Genomic DNA, 16,713 nt, shown 5'->3' with positions numbered 1-16,713 from the left:
TAACATGGGATATCCAATCATCAAGTATAATGGAACGGTTTTATCTCTTAAAAATCCAAAAGTTAAAGTTGTACAGAAAATGAATGAGCATGTGAAGGTCTTTTTGACGGGTGTGTTAACGGGTGCTCAAATGGAAGAGTATACAGATCATATGGAAGCAGGGGCGAAGTTAGTTGTTTCTTATATGAATGACGATCATAAACAGAGTGTGCTATTTCGAGGGCCAGTCACGCAGTTCAGAATCAAGATGGTATCCAATGTAGCTCATTTGGTTGTCGAAGCTCTATCTTATACAAGCCAGATGGATGAAATACCTCATAGACAATCTTTTCAAAATGTAAAGATGAAGCTGCAAGCATTGCTTGAACACGTGCTCAAATCCTATCCCAAAGCCAATTGTACGAGCCGGTTGAAGGATCAACTTTTACAGGAATTTACGATGCAATTTGATGAGACGGACTGGTTGTTTCTGAAACGTATAGCGTCTCGGCTCGGTTGGGGACTAATACCTGATCCGGTTGGTGAAAAACCTCAGTTTTATTTTGGATTACCGGATGGTGTCAATCAGCGTGAGCTCAGGCAGTATAACTACTCCATGACCAGAAAAACCAAACCAGGAGCCAGCAAGGATGACAACCTTTTATATTATAAAGTGCAAACGACAGGGGCTAGAGATGTCCTGCTGCAAATTGGGGCGGAGGTTAAATTTAAAGGGAAAGCATTATACGTCCTGCAATCGGTTGCGTTTATACGCCATAGTGCTTTGTGGCATGAATATGTACTGACTACATTGGATGGAATGAAGCAGGATTTGATTGTAAATGAAAGTATTCGTGGCATCTCGTTAAAATCGAAGGTTATTGGAATCGAGCAGGACCATGTGAAGGTTTTCTTTTATGAAATGGATAAGGTCAAGCCTAACGTCAAGGAAACCTTCGCTTTTCCAACGGCTACATTTTATACATCGGAAGGGAATACGGGATGGTACTGCATGCCGGAGCTGTTTGATTTTGTAGATATCTACTTTCCGACCTCTAAAGAAAAAGACGCTATTGTGACCCATTCGATCCGAAAGAGATCCAAAGGCGGTGACTTTATTAAGGACCCGTCGACGAAGATCTTTATGACCAAGTACCGCAAAGCTATTATTTTTGAGAAAAATGAAATTTTAATCACGGGGAACGACGATGAAGTGGTGATTCGACTGCTGGATGACCATGGAATTGAACTGCGAAGCAAAAAGGATATCCGTGTAAAAGCTGACGGGAACCTGGTATTCAACGCAGGTAACACAATACAGGTCACCGCGAAGGATGCTATCGGTTTAAAATGTAAAACGAGTTTGGTAGAAATGGATGGTAACATCAAAATGACTGGAGAAAAGATAAAGACGCAATAACTAATCCATAGTGAGAGGGTAAAGAATATGGCTAAAGTAACTACAGGAGCAATCGTGAATGAGAAACCGCCTACCCAAGAAGATATGATTCAAGAATGGAAACGTAAAATTAGCAAAGGAGAATATCCTTTTATTCATGTAACTAAGCAAGCACCAAAGGTGAATAGCGTTAAATATGACTAACGACGACTGAAAAAGGCTCCTAAGGGGCCTTTTCTGCAATCATAGTTCAATATTCTACTTTTTTAGAATTCCTACTGTCGATGAACTAAGCAGGTCCTAATACATCTAGGACTTCTTTTTTGGCATTCGATGCGTACTGCATGTAATAGAAAACTCCTACCAGAATGACAAGTGATATTAAGACAAAAAGCCATAGTTGTTTCTTTTTCAAGTTGAAGTATTCTCCTTAAAATTGAGCTAAATATGCTATACGCTTTCTTAGGAATAAGGTGCATTCTTATCTATAACCTTACTATCAATAAACCAATCCGGTCCCGTAACATTGACGATTTCTTTTGAGTCCAAATCATAGGATATCCTAATTAAGTCTGTATCGTTTCCTTTTATATAGCCGTAAAGATGTACTCTTGCAAAGACACTGTTTTCTTCAATATTGTAATTTTTTAATACGAAATCCGTATTGTAGTGAGTTTTAATATATTTGATACTGACAGTAGTAGCAGACTCCACTATCTCTTCCTCTTGAGCGGTAGAAAAACCACAACCGTCCAGAATGGTTAATATTATGATGAGAACTGTGCAACATTTAAGGATTGTGTTCATTTACGCAACATTCCCCTAACATGCTATTTATAATTTAATGTGAACTACAACCAGAATGCAGTGAACAATGACTTGGTTCTTATTTTTGTTGCAAATATCTCTCAGTAACAGGAAGTATTATAATGATACTATTTCCTCATATTTAGGAAAAAATCATCTGTAATGGGACTAATTATTTGAATACAGACTTGATTTTAGAATGGCGGAACAATCTTATTAGGATTCCTACTGTCGATGAACCAATCCGGTCCAGTCACGTAGAGCACCTCTTTTTTCTTATAGTCGTAATTTATTGAGATTGTCTGGCCTTCATGCCCTTTTATATAGCCACGGAGATAAACGGTAGAGTTAACGTAACTGCCAATAAACTCTTTATTTTGGTAAATATACTCGGCATTATAATACTTCTTAATGTATTTTTTTCCAATAAGTATGCCAGATTGGATGTATGCTTCTTTTTCTATATTCGCTGTATATTGCATGTAACAAAAGATTCCTACAAGGATGGAAAGTAATATAAGGATACTCCCCCAAACCTTTTTCTTCTTCAAGTTGAATTCTTCTCCTTATTATCTCCTTTTATATACCCAGAAACATTATTGCTTTGTTTGTTAATAATAGAATAGCTCATTATAGCCAATATAAGGATTAGCTCAGTACAACTTCTAAATATTGTGTTCATATATGCAAATTTCTTCTAACATACAGTTACAAAGTCCTAATCGTTATTAGGTATGAACCACGACCAGAAATGCAGTAACCAACGACTTTATACTTATTTTCATCTTCAACTATACCGCAAGTAAACAGGAAGTATTATAATGATTTCACTTCCTTAGATTGGAAAAATATATTCTTGAACTGGAATGAATCATATGTGCTTTTTTTGGCATACAAATCTTGATATTTAAAATGGTGGAACATTCTTTTTAGGGTATCGACTGTCAATGAACCAATCCGGTCCGGTTACACTAAGCACTTCTTTTTTTTCAAAATCGTAAGCGATAGATATCGATTGATCTTCATGTCCTTTTATATAGCCGATTAGATGAACCGTATTATTAACATAGCTACCTACATAGTCATAACTCTTAAATATGAAATCAGCCCTATAGTATTTTTTGATGTACTCTTTTCCAATAGGTATACCTGTTCTAACGGCTTCTTCTTTTTTTATATTTGATGCGTACTGCATGTAATAGAGAGCTCCTACTAGGATGAAGAATAAGATGAGAGCAGTAACCCAAATTTTTTTCCTTTTCAATTTTTAGATGCTCCTTTTTTGAAAGTATCAACTTTTTCTAACTTTATAATATATTAGGTGATTAGACAAGGTGGGGTAATAATTGCAGTATATTAGTGAAAAAACATACTGGAAGATAGCAGATGAGGCTTACCTATTGGATATTGATCCAAAGACTTCATATTGGGAGTGATTATAAGACTGCCAATGTAGCCAAGTTTACTATTCCTGTTTCAATTCCCTTGGAAAGAAAAACCGAATTGGAAAGACTTTTTCTTGGCCCCAAGTGGACTCCTATTGTTTATGTTCCGATTACATTGCCTATGATACAGCAAGATGCATTCACCAAATTCTATAATTCTGTATTAGGTGGAGAGAACACTCATAGCATGGGAAACTTTACGTTTGATGAAAATGGCAATATCAGCAATCCACTGTACACCATGGACGGTCAATTGGTGGAAGGTAACCCACGGGTGCAGGCATACGAACAAAGGCTGGCAGCGGAGGCGGAATTCAAAGAAGTCATGGGCGATTTGGTTGAACGCTACGGTGGACAAATGGGTGCCTTCGGGCAGTTTGCTGCTACTGCACTGGGTGTGAATTTGATGGGAGCAGGACAACAAGATGGTCGCGCTAATGGTGGGGCATATTTTGTGGGCAACAAAAATGGAGGCACAATTCAATTAACACCTGAGGAGCTAAAGCATGCGGCTAACCAGATGCGTTCCAGCCTGCATGGATTTTCTAGCGATACCCGAGCATCCATCCAGTTATTTCAGGCTCATGTCGGAACAAGTGAAAGTCAGTCTTTGACCCCGCTGGCACATAGTGCGACGGCAACGTTGGATCGGATTAATCGCTGGTATCAGGAATCGATTACCGAGATAGCAGAATATATAGATCGCAAGGGCCAGGAATTCACGATGGTGGATCAGTAATAGATCAGCTGTAAGAACACAACGGGAGGCAAAAGAGATGAGCAGAATATCTTTGAGCCTGGGGGATCTGCGTAGGGCTGTACAGCAGTGCGAGCAGCTAAAGCAAAGACTTCAGCATCAGGAGCAGCAGATGAGAAATATATATGGTCGTCTGCAAGACTGGAGGGGCGAATCGGCTGCTGAATTAACACGTAAAATGGAGACGTTTCTCCAAGGCACAACTGTACGAATACAGGAATTGGACGATCATAAAGAGCAGTTGAAACGTTATATTCGGAAAATGGAAGAAGCTGATCGACGGGAAGAGAGACGCAAACGGGCTGCACAATGGTAATAAAAGGCTCAACCCATTACAGTTAGCTACATAATATAAAAAAACGTACACCATGGTTACTCCAGCGGGGTACGGTTAAATGTGTTTAAATAAAATTACGTATATAGTAGAAGAAAAAATATAGTAGAAGAAAAAAATTATTCTCCCGGAATGGCGACGATAACGCCTTTGTAGTCTGCTGCTTCACTTTCCAACTGTTTGGAACCTTCATCAAGGGATATACCGGAAGAAGTCGTTGTTATCTTAGACGAAAAAAGTGTAAAAATGTCGAAAAGCTACAAAGTTCGACATATTGTTCGCTTTTTCGCGCCATATGTTATTGAATTAGGGATTCTGTTTGCTATTTATCGTATATTTATGTATAATCTATCGTGTTGAAAGATTGATTGTACGTAATATGCTGATGAGGGTGGGTTCATGACGCTGCTCGACAGTAACGAAAGCAAGAAGCGAATGTGTCAGATTTACAACGAAATTTCAAAGGAACTGTTCGGCTTCGGGACCACGCTGTTGCGGGCCACCGTTGAGAACAACATTGTTACCTTTGTGGCGAAGCACCGGCGTTCTCCACGCTCGGCGGCATTGGAAGTGGAAGCCCCCGGCTTGAAGCTGGAAGTGGACTTCCGAATGTCCATGCTGTATAAGAAGAGACTTCGCGAGAAGCTGATTGAGGATATGGAGCTCGATATAGAAGCTTTACTGCGCGATTATGATTCAGCAACGCAGTGGGCAATTACGAACATCATACTGAAAGAATCCTAATAAAATTGGATATTCGGCTTTTCGCTTCGGATCTATCTGAGGGGAGAACCTGTTATAACGCGCAGCGGGATCAACTTATTCTTTGTTTACGAAGAAAAGTATTCTTGTTTTACAAGAGTACTTTTCTTTTTTGTGTCATAAGGTGTACAGAATAAAAAACAGGGGGAGTTTCATATGAAAAAATGGTTTAAAGGATTTATGGCTGTGACCTTGGCATCTGTGGTACTGGCAGGTTGCGGCAGCAATGCTACTGGCGGTCAAGCAGATGGAAAAGATGGCTCAGCTGATGGGAAAAAGAAACTAGTTATTTCTACATGGGGCTTTTCCGAGGACTTTTTTAACAAAGAAGTGTACGAGCCTTTTGAAAAGGAACATAACGTTGATATCGTTGTAGAAATTGGAAATAATGCAGAACGGTTGAACAAAATCAGTCAAGGCAGCACAGACGTCGATCTGATTTATCTGTCTGATTATTATGCTCAACAGGGAATTCAACAGGGGTTGTTTGAGAAGCTGGATCGCAGCAAGGTGCCAAACCTGAATCAAATTTATGATATTGCCAAAGCACCGCTGGGCGAGGAGTATGGTCCTGCTTATACGGTTGGGCGCCTCGGTATTGCCTACAATCCGGAGCTGGTGAAAAAGAACGTGACCTCTTGGGCTGACCTGTGGGGCAATGAGTTCAAAGGAAACGTGACTCTGCCAAATATTACGGCGACTGCCGGACCGATGATGGTAGATGCAGCCTCCAAGGTAGCGGGTAGTAAGGAGTTTAATGAAGACCAAGCCTTCGGGAAACTGAAGGAGCTGAGTCCGAATATCGTTAAGTTTTATAGTAAAACGTCCGAGTTCGTCAACATGTTTAGTCAGCAGGAAATTGCGGGCGGTCCGATTATGGAAATGTACTTCAAAGATTTGCAGGCGGCTGTGCCAGGAGCGAAATTTGTAGCCCCTAGTGAAGGTGCTTACGCAGTAATGAACACGATTAATGTAGTGAAAGGCTCTGACCAGAAGGAGCTGGCTGAGGAATTTATCAATTGGCAGCTGAGCAAGGAAGTTCAAGAAAAATCAGCCAAGGCAAAGGTTGATTCTCCGGTGAACACGCAGGTGGTACTGTCCGGTGCGGATACAGAAGGAATTACGTACGGTACAGATGTAGTGAATAAGCTGACCAAGCTGGATATGAAATTCGTTAACGATCATATCAAGGCATGGACAGATCGCTGGAACCGGGAAGTTGCACAATAATGAAAAAGGTCATATTAGATGTAGATACGGGCATTGATGATGCGTTAGGTATTTTACTAGCGGCCCAAAGTGGTCAGCTGGATGTCAAAGCGATTACTACAGTATGCGGTAATGTTTCACTTAAACAAGCAACATTAAACACATGCAAAATCCTCGACCTTTTGGATAGACCGGATATTCCGGTTTATCGGGGGGCGGAGGCTCCCTTAATACGTAAAGGTCTGCACGAGCACCGTGTCCATGGAGAAGATGGCATCGGAGGCGCATTGAGTGGAGTAGTCCCAGCTATGTCTGCGTCCGAAGGTTTTGCACCGGATATCATCATTGATACAGTGATGGCTCACCCGGGGGAAGTGACGCTGATTTGCACCGGACCGCTCACGAATCTGGCGCTGGCGCTGCTGAAGAGTCCCGAGCTGACGGATCACGTCGATGCGGTCATTTTTATGGGCGGTGTGATTCACGGGTGCGGCAATATTACACCTGTAGCAGAGTACAACATGTATGCTGACCCTGAAGCCGCACGGATCGTATTTCATGCGGGATTTGATCGATTGATACAGGTAGGCCTGGATGTAACACGGAAGGCGTTGCTGACGGCGGATCATATTGCTCGTCTGACCCGTCCGGCCATTCGTAATTATGTAGCTGAAAGCACGGCCGTTTATACCAAGCGTTATGAAGAACGCAACGGGGTAAAAGCGTGTGCGCTTCATGACCCGCTTGCCGTGGGTGTCGCGTTGAATGCGAGGTTAGTAGATACCTCACTGTTGTATGTCGACGTGGAAACCTCCAGTCGCATATGTGACGGACAAACGGTGGGCGATGTGCAGAACCGCCTCAATCATAGTCCCAATATGAGCGTGTGCGAACAGGTGGACAGCGAAGCTTTTCTGGAGCTGTTTATCCAGGTGCTGAACAAGGAATAACATTTTGATAACCGCAAGGAGCTACCCATGAAGAAAACATACTTGTATTGGCTGCTGCTGCCAGGTCTGCTCTTTCTGGCGGTGTTCATGGTCATTCCGATTGTGTTGACGATCGGTTCGACCTTCGTACAGAACAGCTCATTCACCCTAGAAGGCTATCTCCATTTCTTCAAGGACCCTTATTTTCTGAAAATATTGCTGACTACGCTGGAGGTCAGTGTCGTAACGACCCTCGTATGCGTATTACTCGGTTTCCCGACGGCTTATTATATCTCGCAAAAGGCCCCGCGTCGTAAAGGAATTTTGTTAGCGCTGGCCATCTTTCCCTTGTTGACGAGTCCGGTGGTGCGGTCATTCAGCTGGATGGTCATTTTGGGTCGCAAGGGGCTCTTAAATAACGTGCTAATCGGTTTAGGACTCGTGGATGAGCCGCTGAATATTTTGTACACCCCGGCAGCGATGATTATTGGTCTGGTTCATTTGTTTTTACCACTGATGATTATTTCACTGATTGGTGTACTTGAAAATATCGACGGTGATCTTGTCCATGCTGCTCAGAGCCTCGGGGCCTCCAGATTCAGCGCATTTCGTAAAATTGTATTCCCGCTGTCTGTTCCGGGTCTGATCATTGGAAGCATTCTTGTTTTTGTAGGCAGCCTGACTGCATATACAACACCAGCACTGCTTGGAGGAAAACAGCGGGTTATCGCTACATTCTTGTATCAGAACGCGATGACGCTAAACGACTGGTTTTTAGCCTCTGTTATTGCAACAATAATGATTGTTATTACATTTATCGTGGTCGGTCTCTTAAATAAGGCGGCCCATAAACTCAATCCGAAGGGGTAGGTGGATATGCGGGAGAAACATTACGGACTAGGCTTCTTTAGCCTGCTGGTCTTCATCTTTCTGCTCGGTCCGCTGTTGATCATATCGGTCACTTCTTTCGAGCCGGGCACGGTATTAAAATTTCCTCCGCAAGGCTTTTCCTTGCGCTGGTATGAAAATATTTTTGAAGTCGATTTGTTTATGTCCACGTTCAAAACGTCAATTGTCGTCTCTCTGCTAGGCAACATCTTGGCGCTGCTGATCGGTATGCCTGCCGCTTATGCGCTTAGTCGTTTTTCGTTTCGCGGGAAGGATGCGCTAAATGCTTTGTTCCTCTCCCCGTTGCTTATACCAGGTATTGTGCTTGGTTTTACACTGCTGCGTTATCTGATCATCGTTTACCATTTGCCAGTATACGCTGGACTGCTGATCGGACATACGGTGATTATGCTGCCGTTCATTATAAGGGTCATTGCATCCAGCTTGTCTAACTTTGATTTTGCGATTGAGGAAGCAGCGCTTAGTTTGGGAGCTGGACGGCTGGAAACCTTTTTCAAGGTGGTTCTGCCCAACATCCGCTCAGGTATTATTGCGGCTATCCTGATTGCCTTTCTGGAATCATTCAACAATGTCGACATTTCCGTCTTCATGACAGGACCGGGCTTCAGCACCCTGCCTATTCAAATGCTGACTTACGTCGAAAATTATTTTGACCCGACGATTGCGGCGATTTCGGTTATGCTGATGATTTTGACCGGTATCCTGATGTTCTTGATTGAACGACTGATGGGATTGTCTTACTTCACTAAAAGGTAATGGAGGCTTCAACCTTATGGCACTGCTTACTCTGGATCGCGTATCGGTCGCTTATGACAACCAACTGATCTTGCAGGATTTCGATTTGCAGCTCGAACGGGGGCAATTGCTCTCGTTGCTCGGACCGAGTGGTTGTGGCAAAACGACCACACTTCGTCTCATCGCAGGATTTCTCGAAGCTAAACAAGGAACATTTTTGTTTGGCGATAAGGATTATACTCGGGTTCCGGTAAATAAACGGAACTTCGGGTTTGTATTCCAAAGTTATGCACTCTTCCCGCATTTGTCCGTTTTTGATAATGTTGCCTTTGGTCTGCGGTTACGCAAGGTAAAGGAAGATGATGTAAAACGTCGCGTTATGGCTATGCTGGATACGGTTAGCCTGGGGGGCTTTGAAAAGCGCTTCCCCGGTGAATTGTCAGGTGGTCAGCGTCAACGCGTCGCGATAGCGCGAGCGCTTGTGATTGAACCCGATCTGCTGTTGTTTGATGAACCCCTGAGTAACCTGGATGCTAACCTGCGTGTAAATATGCGTGTAGAAATCCGTCGTATTCAACAGGAACTGGGCATCACCACCGTGTATGTATCGCATGATCAGGAGGAATGTTTTTCAATTTCTGACCAGGTTGCGATTATGAATAAGGGGAACATCGAGCAATTAGATGCCCCATCGACCATTTTTAAATATCCAACTACCGAATTTGTCGCCCGTTTTATCGGGTTTAATAATTTTCTAAGCTTTGACGAGCGTACTGAAGAAGGAGAACATATTCGATTGAATACAGGTGATCTTACGTTCAGCGTAGCGCGTAATCAGGGTACAGTCCAGCCGGGTGCTCGTCAGGGCGCTATTCGCCCAGATGATTTGATCATTCGAACAGAAGGCAACGAGACAGGGGAAAATGAGCTTCCCGGTATCATTAAGGTAAGTACTTACCTGGGGCGTAGCTATCAGTATGTGGTAGAAACAGCGAAGGGAAACTTTACGGCTAATCAGGAAATGGATACGCCTTACCTGAGCGGTCAACGGGTTACCCTGCATTTTCCGGCAGATAAAATGGTGCTGGTCCAATAATCAGCGGGTTCAATGAAGGAGATTACATCATGCGTGCAGACAAAATGATTTTACAAGTTAAGGTGTATAACAGTTATTACAAGACGTTCGAGGAAGGCAATGTTGCTATACTTGACGGCAAGTTTATGTATATCGGGCAGCGTGGTCTGGAATCTTTTGAAGCTGCTGAAATCGTGGAAGGGCACGGGAAGTATATGATTCCCGGTCTGATCGATATTCATCTACACATCGAAAGCACAATGGTGACACCGGCAACCTTTTCCTATGGGCTAATTCGCAATGGGGTGACTACGATTGTACCGGAACCGCACGAAATGGCGAATGTTTTCGGATTGGAAGGCATTCAGGAAATGATGGAAGCCAGCAAGGATTGCGTGGCTGATATGTTCTATGGCATTCCAAGCTCTGTCCCGGCGACGCCTTTGGAAACCTCAGGGGGCGAGATTGATATCCCCGAGATTGATGCGCTGTTGCAAACGGGTGAGATGATCTGCCTGGGTGAAATTATGAACTACGTGGATGTGATTCGTGATCCGGAGAGCAAGACGAATCGCATTTTACGCCATGTTCGTGAGCACTACCCGGAGCTGATTATTGAAGGCCATACGCCGCAGCTGCTTGATCTGGACCTGCATCAGTTGATCTATGCGGGAATAGGCTCAGACCATACTCATCAAAGCATTGAAGGTATGAAGGCACGGATGGCCGCCGGGATGTTTATTGAAATCCAGGAAAAATCCATGACCCCTGAAGTGATGGACTATCTCATTCAGGAAGATGTGGCACAACATTTTTGCTTCGTAACGGATGATGTGATGCCGGATTCTTTCGTAGAGCGAGGGCATCTGAACCATATTGTAAGTAAAGCAATCGGGATGGGAATGAAGCCTGAGGATGCCATTTATGCAGCTACGTATACTCCTGCTTCACGGATGCGTATGCATGACCGCGGGACAATTGCACCGGGGAAAATAGCTGACTTTGTACTGCTATCCGATCTTGGCCAGTTTGATGTGGAGCAAGTCTATAAGGACGGACACAAGGTATTTGATAAATTCGAGGAATACCATCAGGAATCGGTAAAATGCTGCTTCCCCGCCCATTTTTATCAAAGTGTAAAGCTCAATCCGCTCACCGAGCAGGATTTTACTGTAAAGATGGATGTAGCTGATGGCACACATCAATGTCGTATTATGATAGTCAAGGATGGGTCAACTTTTACGAGCGAACGGATTGCACCTGCACAAGTGGAGCAGGGTGAACTGATATGGGAACATGGTGAACATGGACTCATCGCTACGTTTGAGCGGTATGGCAAGAACGGCAACCGTGCTTACGGTTTGATCGGGGGAGATACGATTAAACGTGGGGCAGTGGCAACCACCTATTCGCACGATAACCATAACTTGCTGGTCGTAGGGCATAACAAGCAAGATATGATATTGGCTGCGAATACGGTTCTTTCCAGCCAAGGCGGCTTTTGCGTAGTAGAAAATGGCAAGGTGCTGTCCCATTTACCGTTAACGGTAGGCGGGATTTTAACAGAAGGACCGCTAGAAATGGTTGCTGCCCACGTGAAGGAACTGCGTTCAGCCTTACTATCGCTGGGTTACCGCCATTACAATCCAATCATGTCACTGAGTACTCATTCTTTGCCAGTCAGCCCGGCTTTGAAAATTACCGATCACGGCTTGATTGATGTTAACGCGGGCAAGGTTGTACCCTTGATTGTGGACCTTTCAGAAATACAATAATAATAGTAGAGTTGGCCCCTTGTGGGTCGGCTCTTTTTTGTCGTGGTTAGGTGATGAGGTAGGTTATGAATTTAAAAGCCGGGGCCGGGGAAACCGTTGAGTCGGGCAATCACGCCAATTTGTCCTGCATGGTAAGCCTCATGAGTGTAATGATGGAACAACCATTTTCAGCGATTAACATCCCATGGGTTGTATTTACAATAGCATATCACGAGTTAAATGGATTTTGTCTTTAATACGGACGCTTTAACAGACAAAATTAACATCTTCTAAACTCCTAGTGATGTAACCTATATATAAGACGAACGAGTCTTGATTTGATTCTGGATATCCGATTGCATGTAGAGTTTGCTTACAATCAAATTCACGTAATCTTCATGATTAAACTCTAATAAAGCCTTGCAAAATACTGGCACAGTGTTATAATTAAAACAGGATTTAGATTAAGTCTAAATTAATTGTTGAATATTTATTGGATTCACGCATGGGATTTAGAAGAAAATCAGACACTACTGCTAGCGAGTATCCAAGCGTCACTCCAACTATATTATGAATGAAAACGAGAGGGGATTTTACACATGAGTACATTAAATCATACGAACGCACCTACACAAGAGGCTATTCAAGAATTGCATAAGGCTTTGAACCGTCAGGTGGCTACCTGGTCTGTGTTGTACACGAAGCTGCATTATTTCCACTGGTATGTAAAAGGACCTAAATTCTTCACACTGCATGCTAAATTTGAGGAGCTTTACAATGAAGCAACAGCTAATCTAGATACGATTGCTGAACGTTTGTTGGCTATTGGCGGTCGTCCTGCTGCGACCTTGAAGGAGCATTTGCAACTGTCAGCCATTCAGGAGTCCGCAGGTGAGCAGACAGCTGACGATATGGTGAAGTCCGTTGTTGCCGATTTCAGAACCATAACTGTTGAACTGGCTAATGGTATGGAAGCAGCGGATGCGGCACAGGATAAAGCGACAGAGGATCTTCTTAATGGCTTGAGAGAAGCGATGGATAAACATATCTGGATGCTTAGCGCATATCTGGGATAAGGTTTTGGTAGAGATTTCCATGGATATGGAGATCAGGTGAACAAGATACACATCCCGTTGGTTCCAACCTGCCACTGGAGTATAATGACGAGTAGGCGTGGAAGACCATGGCTCATAAGGAAGTGAGCTACCGGGATGGGGTGTAGCTTATGGAAGTGAAACAACAGCTATTGCATGAGGCAGAGCAGTTTATATATACATGTTATGAGGAGCTGGGCCGAAGCCGCGATGAAGCGGAAGCCCGGCTTCTTGATATTCGTCACGACATAGAGACTAGTGGAACGTATGATCATACTTACGAAGAGCTGGAGCATGGGGCACTTATGGCTTGGCGCAATAGCAATCGCTGTATCGGTCGCTTGTTTTGGGACAAGCTTTTGGTCAGGGATGCACGCGACGCGTCAGATGCGACGGAAGTGGTTCGCGAGTTATTGGAGCATATACACATAGGAACGAATGGCGGTAAAATTAAGCCAACGCTTACTGTATTTCGCTCCTCCAAGCCGGGGCAGCCGAATATTCGTATCTGGAACCATCAACTCATTCGTTACGCTGGATATGAAACCGATCAAGGGGTAATCGGGGACCCGATCTCGGTGGATTTTACCAATGCTTGTAGGGACATGGGCTGGCAAGGAACGATGACTCCTTTTGATATATTGCCGTTGGTGGTGGAAGCGGGCGGGCAGCCTCCCAAGCTCTTTGATATTCCTAAACATCTAGTGATGGAGGTAGACATTGAGCATCCGGAACTCTCGGGTTTCGCTTCTCTGGGATTGCGCTGGTATGCCGTGCCCATGATTTCGGACATGACGCTGGAGATTGGCGGTATCATCTATACGGCGGCTCCCTTCAACGGCTGGTATATGGGAACAGAAATCGGCGCCCGTAATTTTGCGGATACCTTCCGCTATAATATGCTGCCACAGGTGGCTAAGCTGATGGGGCTGGATACGACGAGCGAAACAACGCTATGGCGTGATCGGGCACTGGTGGAATTGAATATTGCTGTGCTGCATTCTTTTAAGAAAGCAGGGGTCAGCATTGTCGACCACCATACCGCAGCGGCACAATTCAAGCTGTTCGAGGAACGGGAAGCCAAGGCTGGGCGCGCGCTGACAGGCAATTGGACATGGCTGATCCCGCCGTTATCTCCGGCAACAACGCATATTTTTCATAGTTCCTATGATAATCGGCTTGTGAAGCCGAATTTCGGAGTTCAAGAGAAGCCGTATATGTCGAGACAGGCTAATACAGCAACAGATACAGTGCTGCAGCAGAAGACGCAAGGCTGCCCTTTTCATTCGGGATAACAACGGGGAGGGTCTAATTGCTGGATCAGGACTCCAGTTTATCCCATGCAACGATAAATAGGGTAGCCAGCGGCCCTATTAATAGTGAGAGCAGGAACCAGTTTAACCCGCTCCGATTTTTGGTCTGTGCCAAGCCGGCATTAATAAGGGCAAGCGTTCCCCAACCTATATAATAATCTTCTGACATGGTATTCTCCTTTGTAAAAGGGTATAATATCGTACTGTGTATTGTATGAACACATCCATGATTTCATAAGTTTAGAGTAAATATAACTTTATATATCCTGGTTTGAGGAGCGAAGCTAAGTTGGAAAGAAATCAGGCAGAGCGCATTGTCGCTGAGCTTTTGGAACGGGCTGCTATAGGCGTGACAGTCAAGCTGGAGAAACGTTTTCCTGGTGGACGGCTGATTGGGGGCAAGTATGCCATGAATGCTCACGCCATTACCATGTATACAGACGTTATTGAAACACAATGTTTACAGATGTTCGGCAGCGTTGATCGAGTTGAGGAGTATTTTAAGGTTGTGCTTGCGCATGAGATCGGGCACGCCGCCGATACTGAATTAGTGGGCCTTTCCGATGCGTTGGAGCAAGAGAACGGGATAGGGACCCGGCAACGGCTTGCGCTGCAAATTGAAGAAAACGCATGGAACTATGCGCTTAGACTGGTGCCTGAAATAGAAGCAACGTTTATTTCTGCCGTAATAGACGAGTCCTTGCTGGCCTATCGAGTCCCGGTTATGGAGCAGTCTGACATTGCGTGAGGGTTATGATCCGAGAGCCGCCAGGCTCTTTTTTTGTTGATTAGAACAAGCGAGGTCGGACCGAATGATTCAAAGGAGTAGCTTTTTAAGCTGCGACACGCGTCCCTGAGACAGTTCGAGCATTTCGGCTAATTCTTTTTGAGATACATTAGGGTGCTCCTGCATGAGCTGTTTTAGTTTATTCAGCAGTTCATTCTGATTTCTGTAACTCCTTCTTTTCTTGGGCTGGACAGGACGTGCTTCACTCAAATGACTGGAAGGATTATCGCTTTTCAGGTTTTCAATACAACTCTTACATATCAGATGATCCCTGAAATAGCTCAAATGATCTACGGCACCACAAAAGTAACAAGAAACCCCCGTATACTTGCGAATCATCAGTCCCTCTGGTGTAATAAAAAAATCGAGGGCATCTCCAATGTTAATATTCATAGAATTACGCAGTTCCTTGGGTAGCACAATACGGCCCAAATGGTCTAATGGTCGTGTCATTCCTGTGTTCTTCATCATTTTTCCCCTTTCTTGAAATGCGCTTATGGTTGCAGGAATTGTATGTTATGTATGCTGGAAGTACAAAGCGCTTATATTACAGTTTGTTTTGGTATAGCTATGCTAAAAAAAAGCTCCGGCATGACGAACAATTACGTCTGCCGGAGCATTGTACAGCCAATGAATCTAGGATGTCATATCGAATTACTGTGGGTTGGTTGTCCAAATACCGGCTACTTTTAATTGAACCCGTGGTGGCAGCTTCAATGCGGCTAATGTCAGATCCGCCAAATCCTGCGGCTGAAGCATGCGGTCCTCGTCACCAATAGGCAATCCCGCGTTTGCCGCCAGTTCTGTATTGACAGTGCTTGGAGTCAGCGCGGTAACGCGAATGTTGGATTTGCGAACTTCCTGCATCAGTGCTTCCGTGAAGCCCATCAAAGCAAATTTGGATGCGCAATATGCCGAGCCTGTTGCAAAACCTCGTTCTCCTGCCGTGGAGGAAATATTAATAATGTTTCCGCTCTGTTGTGCTAGCATGCTTGGAAGAGCAGCGTGTGTGACATAATAGGTTCCCATCAGGTTTACGCGAATAATACGTTCCCACTCTTCGGGGTCCATATCTGCGACTGTACCAAAGGTAGCGATACCTGCATTGTTGATCAAAATATCGACGGTACCCAGCTCGTGCTCCAGTGAAGCTACAGCGGCAGTGGCCTGTGCGCGATCCGATATATCTGCAACAGCACTCACCACTTTCACACCGTATGTACTCCCCAGCGAATCCTGCAGCTTTTGCAGGTCAGTCAATGTGCGTGAAATTAATCCCAGGTTAACGCCTTCCTTGGCCAAGGTTTCGGCAATTGCTTTACCGATTCCTTTGCTGGCTCCTGTAATAATGGCTGTTTTATTCTTCAGTTCCATCCAGTCTCCTCCTTATCATTACATAACGTGGTTGTGCATCTGAGCACATGG

19 protein-coding genes and 1 pseudogene are annotated in these 16,713 nt (G+C 44.2%); 14 read left to right on the top strand and 6 right to left on the bottom strand.

From position 1 onward, the window contains the following. Window positions 1-4 precede the first annotated feature (4 nt). Together AC6EJC_RS00275 and AC6EJC_RS00270 are read left to right on the top strand one after the other, a co-directional pair. A complete protein-coding gene (locus AC6EJC_RS00275) occupies window positions 5-1,399 on the top strand; it encodes a hypothetical protein (RefSeq protein ID WP_444952211.1) in 1,395 nt (464 codons plus the stop codon). A gap of 27 nt (window positions 1,400-1,426) precedes the next feature. Then, complete coding sequence (locus AC6EJC_RS00270) at window positions 1,427-1,582, top strand: hypothetical protein (protein WP_444952210.1); 156 nt, start codon at window positions 1,427-1,429, stop codon at window positions 1,580-1,582. Between the two features lie 258 nt (window positions 1,583-1,840). Here the strand turns inward: AC6EJC_RS00270 and AC6EJC_RS00265 are convergent, their stop codons facing one another. The 3 genes from AC6EJC_RS00265 to AC6EJC_RS00255 form a co-directional block, all read right to left on the bottom strand. Beyond that, window positions 1,841-2,185, bottom strand: a complete 345-nt coding sequence (locus AC6EJC_RS00265; protein WP_254328177.1) for a hypothetical protein — start codon at window positions 2,183-2,185, stop codon at window positions 1,841-1,843. A gap of 194 nt (window positions 2,186-2,379) precedes the next feature. After that, on the bottom strand, window positions 2,380-2,736 hold the full coding sequence (locus AC6EJC_RS00260; RefSeq protein ID WP_444952209.1) for a hypothetical protein: 357 nt from the start codon (window positions 2,734-2,736) through the stop codon (window positions 2,380-2,382). Between the two features lie 356 nt (window positions 2,737-3,092). Continuing rightward, complete coding sequence (locus tag AC6EJC_RS00255) at window positions 3,093-3,380, bottom strand: hypothetical protein (RefSeq protein WP_230585058.1); 288 nt, start codon at window positions 3,378-3,380, stop codon at window positions 3,093-3,095. Window positions 3,381-3,610: 230 nt separating this feature from the next. Between AC6EJC_RS00255 and AC6EJC_RS00250 the strand changes: the two are divergent. The 11 genes and pseudogenes from AC6EJC_RS00250 to AC6EJC_RS00200 all read left to right on the top strand — a co-directional run. Further along, a pseudogene (locus AC6EJC_RS00250) lies at window positions 3,611-4,369 on the top strand (lipase family protein); the annotation flags it as partial. 37 nt (window positions 4,370-4,406) lie between these two features. Continuing rightward, window positions 4,407-4,703, top strand: coding sequence for a WXG100 family type VII secretion target (locus tag AC6EJC_RS00245; RefSeq protein ID WP_014278615.1), 297 nt, complete (start codon window positions 4,407-4,409; stop codon window positions 4,701-4,703). 417 nt (window positions 4,704-5,120) lie between these two features. Further along, a complete protein-coding gene (locus AC6EJC_RS00240; protein ID WP_444952208.1) occupies window positions 5,121-5,465 on the top strand; it encodes a DUF2294 domain-containing protein in 345 nt (114 codons plus the stop codon). Window positions 5,466-5,639: 174 nt separating this feature from the next. Continuing rightward, the gene (locus AC6EJC_RS00235; protein ID WP_444952207.1) at window positions 5,640-6,713 is read left to right on the top strand and encodes an ABC transporter substrate-binding protein; all 1,074 of its coding nucleotides are present in this window, start codon (window positions 5,640-5,642) and stop codon (window positions 6,711-6,713) included. Next, window positions 6,713-7,642: a nucleoside hydrolase gene (locus AC6EJC_RS00230; protein ID WP_444952206.1), complete on the top strand. Its 930-nt coding sequence runs from the start codon at window positions 6,713-6,715 to the stop codon at window positions 7,640-7,642. Before AC6EJC_RS00235 ends, AC6EJC_RS00230 begins: the two co-directional genes overlap by 1 nt. A gap of 27 nt (window positions 7,643-7,669) precedes the next feature. Next, window positions 7,670-8,491, top strand: a complete 822-nt coding sequence (locus AC6EJC_RS00225; protein WP_013312457.1) for an ABC transporter permease — start codon at window positions 7,670-7,672, stop codon at window positions 8,489-8,491. 6 nt (window positions 8,492-8,497) lie between these two features. Continuing rightward, the gene (locus AC6EJC_RS00220; RefSeq protein ID WP_013312456.1) at window positions 8,498-9,286 is read left to right on the top strand and encodes an ABC transporter permease; all 789 of its coding nucleotides are present in this window, start codon (window positions 8,498-8,500) and stop codon (window positions 9,284-9,286) included. Between the two features lie 16 nt (window positions 9,287-9,302). Then, a complete protein-coding gene (locus AC6EJC_RS00215; protein WP_444952205.1) occupies window positions 9,303-10,361 on the top strand; it encodes an ABC transporter ATP-binding protein in 1,059 nt (352 codons plus the stop codon). Between the two features lie 29 nt (window positions 10,362-10,390). Continuing rightward, a complete protein-coding gene (locus AC6EJC_RS00210) occupies window positions 10,391-12,115 on the top strand; it encodes an adenine deaminase C-terminal domain-containing protein (RefSeq protein ID WP_444952204.1) in 1,725 nt (574 codons plus the stop codon). 578 nt (window positions 12,116-12,693) lie between these two features. After that, the gene (locus AC6EJC_RS00205; RefSeq protein WP_444952203.1) at window positions 12,694-13,170 is read left to right on the top strand and encodes a Dps family protein; all 477 of its coding nucleotides are present in this window, start codon (window positions 12,694-12,696) and stop codon (window positions 13,168-13,170) included. Window positions 13,171-13,319: 149 nt separating this feature from the next. Continuing rightward, a complete protein-coding gene (locus tag AC6EJC_RS00200; RefSeq protein ID WP_444952202.1) occupies window positions 13,320-14,483 on the top strand; it encodes a nitric oxide synthase oxygenase in 1,164 nt (387 codons plus the stop codon). 25 nt (window positions 14,484-14,508) lie between these two features. Here AC6EJC_RS00200 and AC6EJC_RS00195 read toward each other — a convergent pair whose 3' ends face one another. Next, window positions 14,509-14,670 carry a hypothetical protein gene (locus AC6EJC_RS00195; protein ID WP_444952201.1) on the bottom strand — a complete coding sequence of 54 codons (162 nt, stop codon included), beginning with the start codon at window positions 14,668-14,670 and terminating at the stop codon, window positions 14,509-14,511. A gap of 120 nt (window positions 14,671-14,790) precedes the next feature. On the opposite strand from AC6EJC_RS00195, the gene AC6EJC_RS00190 reads away from it, so the two are divergent. Next, window positions 14,791-15,249, top strand: a complete 459-nt coding sequence (locus tag AC6EJC_RS00190; RefSeq protein WP_444952200.1) for a hypothetical protein — start codon at window positions 14,791-14,793, stop codon at window positions 15,247-15,249. Between the two features lie 69 nt (window positions 15,250-15,318). Here the strand turns inward: AC6EJC_RS00190 and AC6EJC_RS00185 are convergent, their stop codons facing one another. Beyond that, window positions 15,319-15,756 (bottom strand): AbrB/MazE/SpoVT family DNA-binding domain-containing protein, encoded by a 438-nt coding sequence (locus AC6EJC_RS00185; RefSeq protein ID WP_444952504.1) that lies wholly within the window; start codon window positions 15,754-15,756, stop codon window positions 15,319-15,321. A 186-nt stretch (window positions 15,757-15,942) separates the two neighbouring features. Beyond that, a complete protein-coding gene (locus AC6EJC_RS00180) occupies window positions 15,943-16,662 on the bottom strand; it encodes a 3-ketoacyl-ACP reductase (protein WP_444952199.1) in 720 nt (239 codons plus the stop codon). Between the last annotated feature and the right edge of the window lie 51 nt (window positions 16,663-16,713).

The organism is Paenibacillus sp. TY11, from assembly GCF_059772165.1.
The sequence above is the reverse complement of the archived record's forward strand: the minus strand, read 5'-3'. Positions and strand labels throughout refer to the sequence as shown.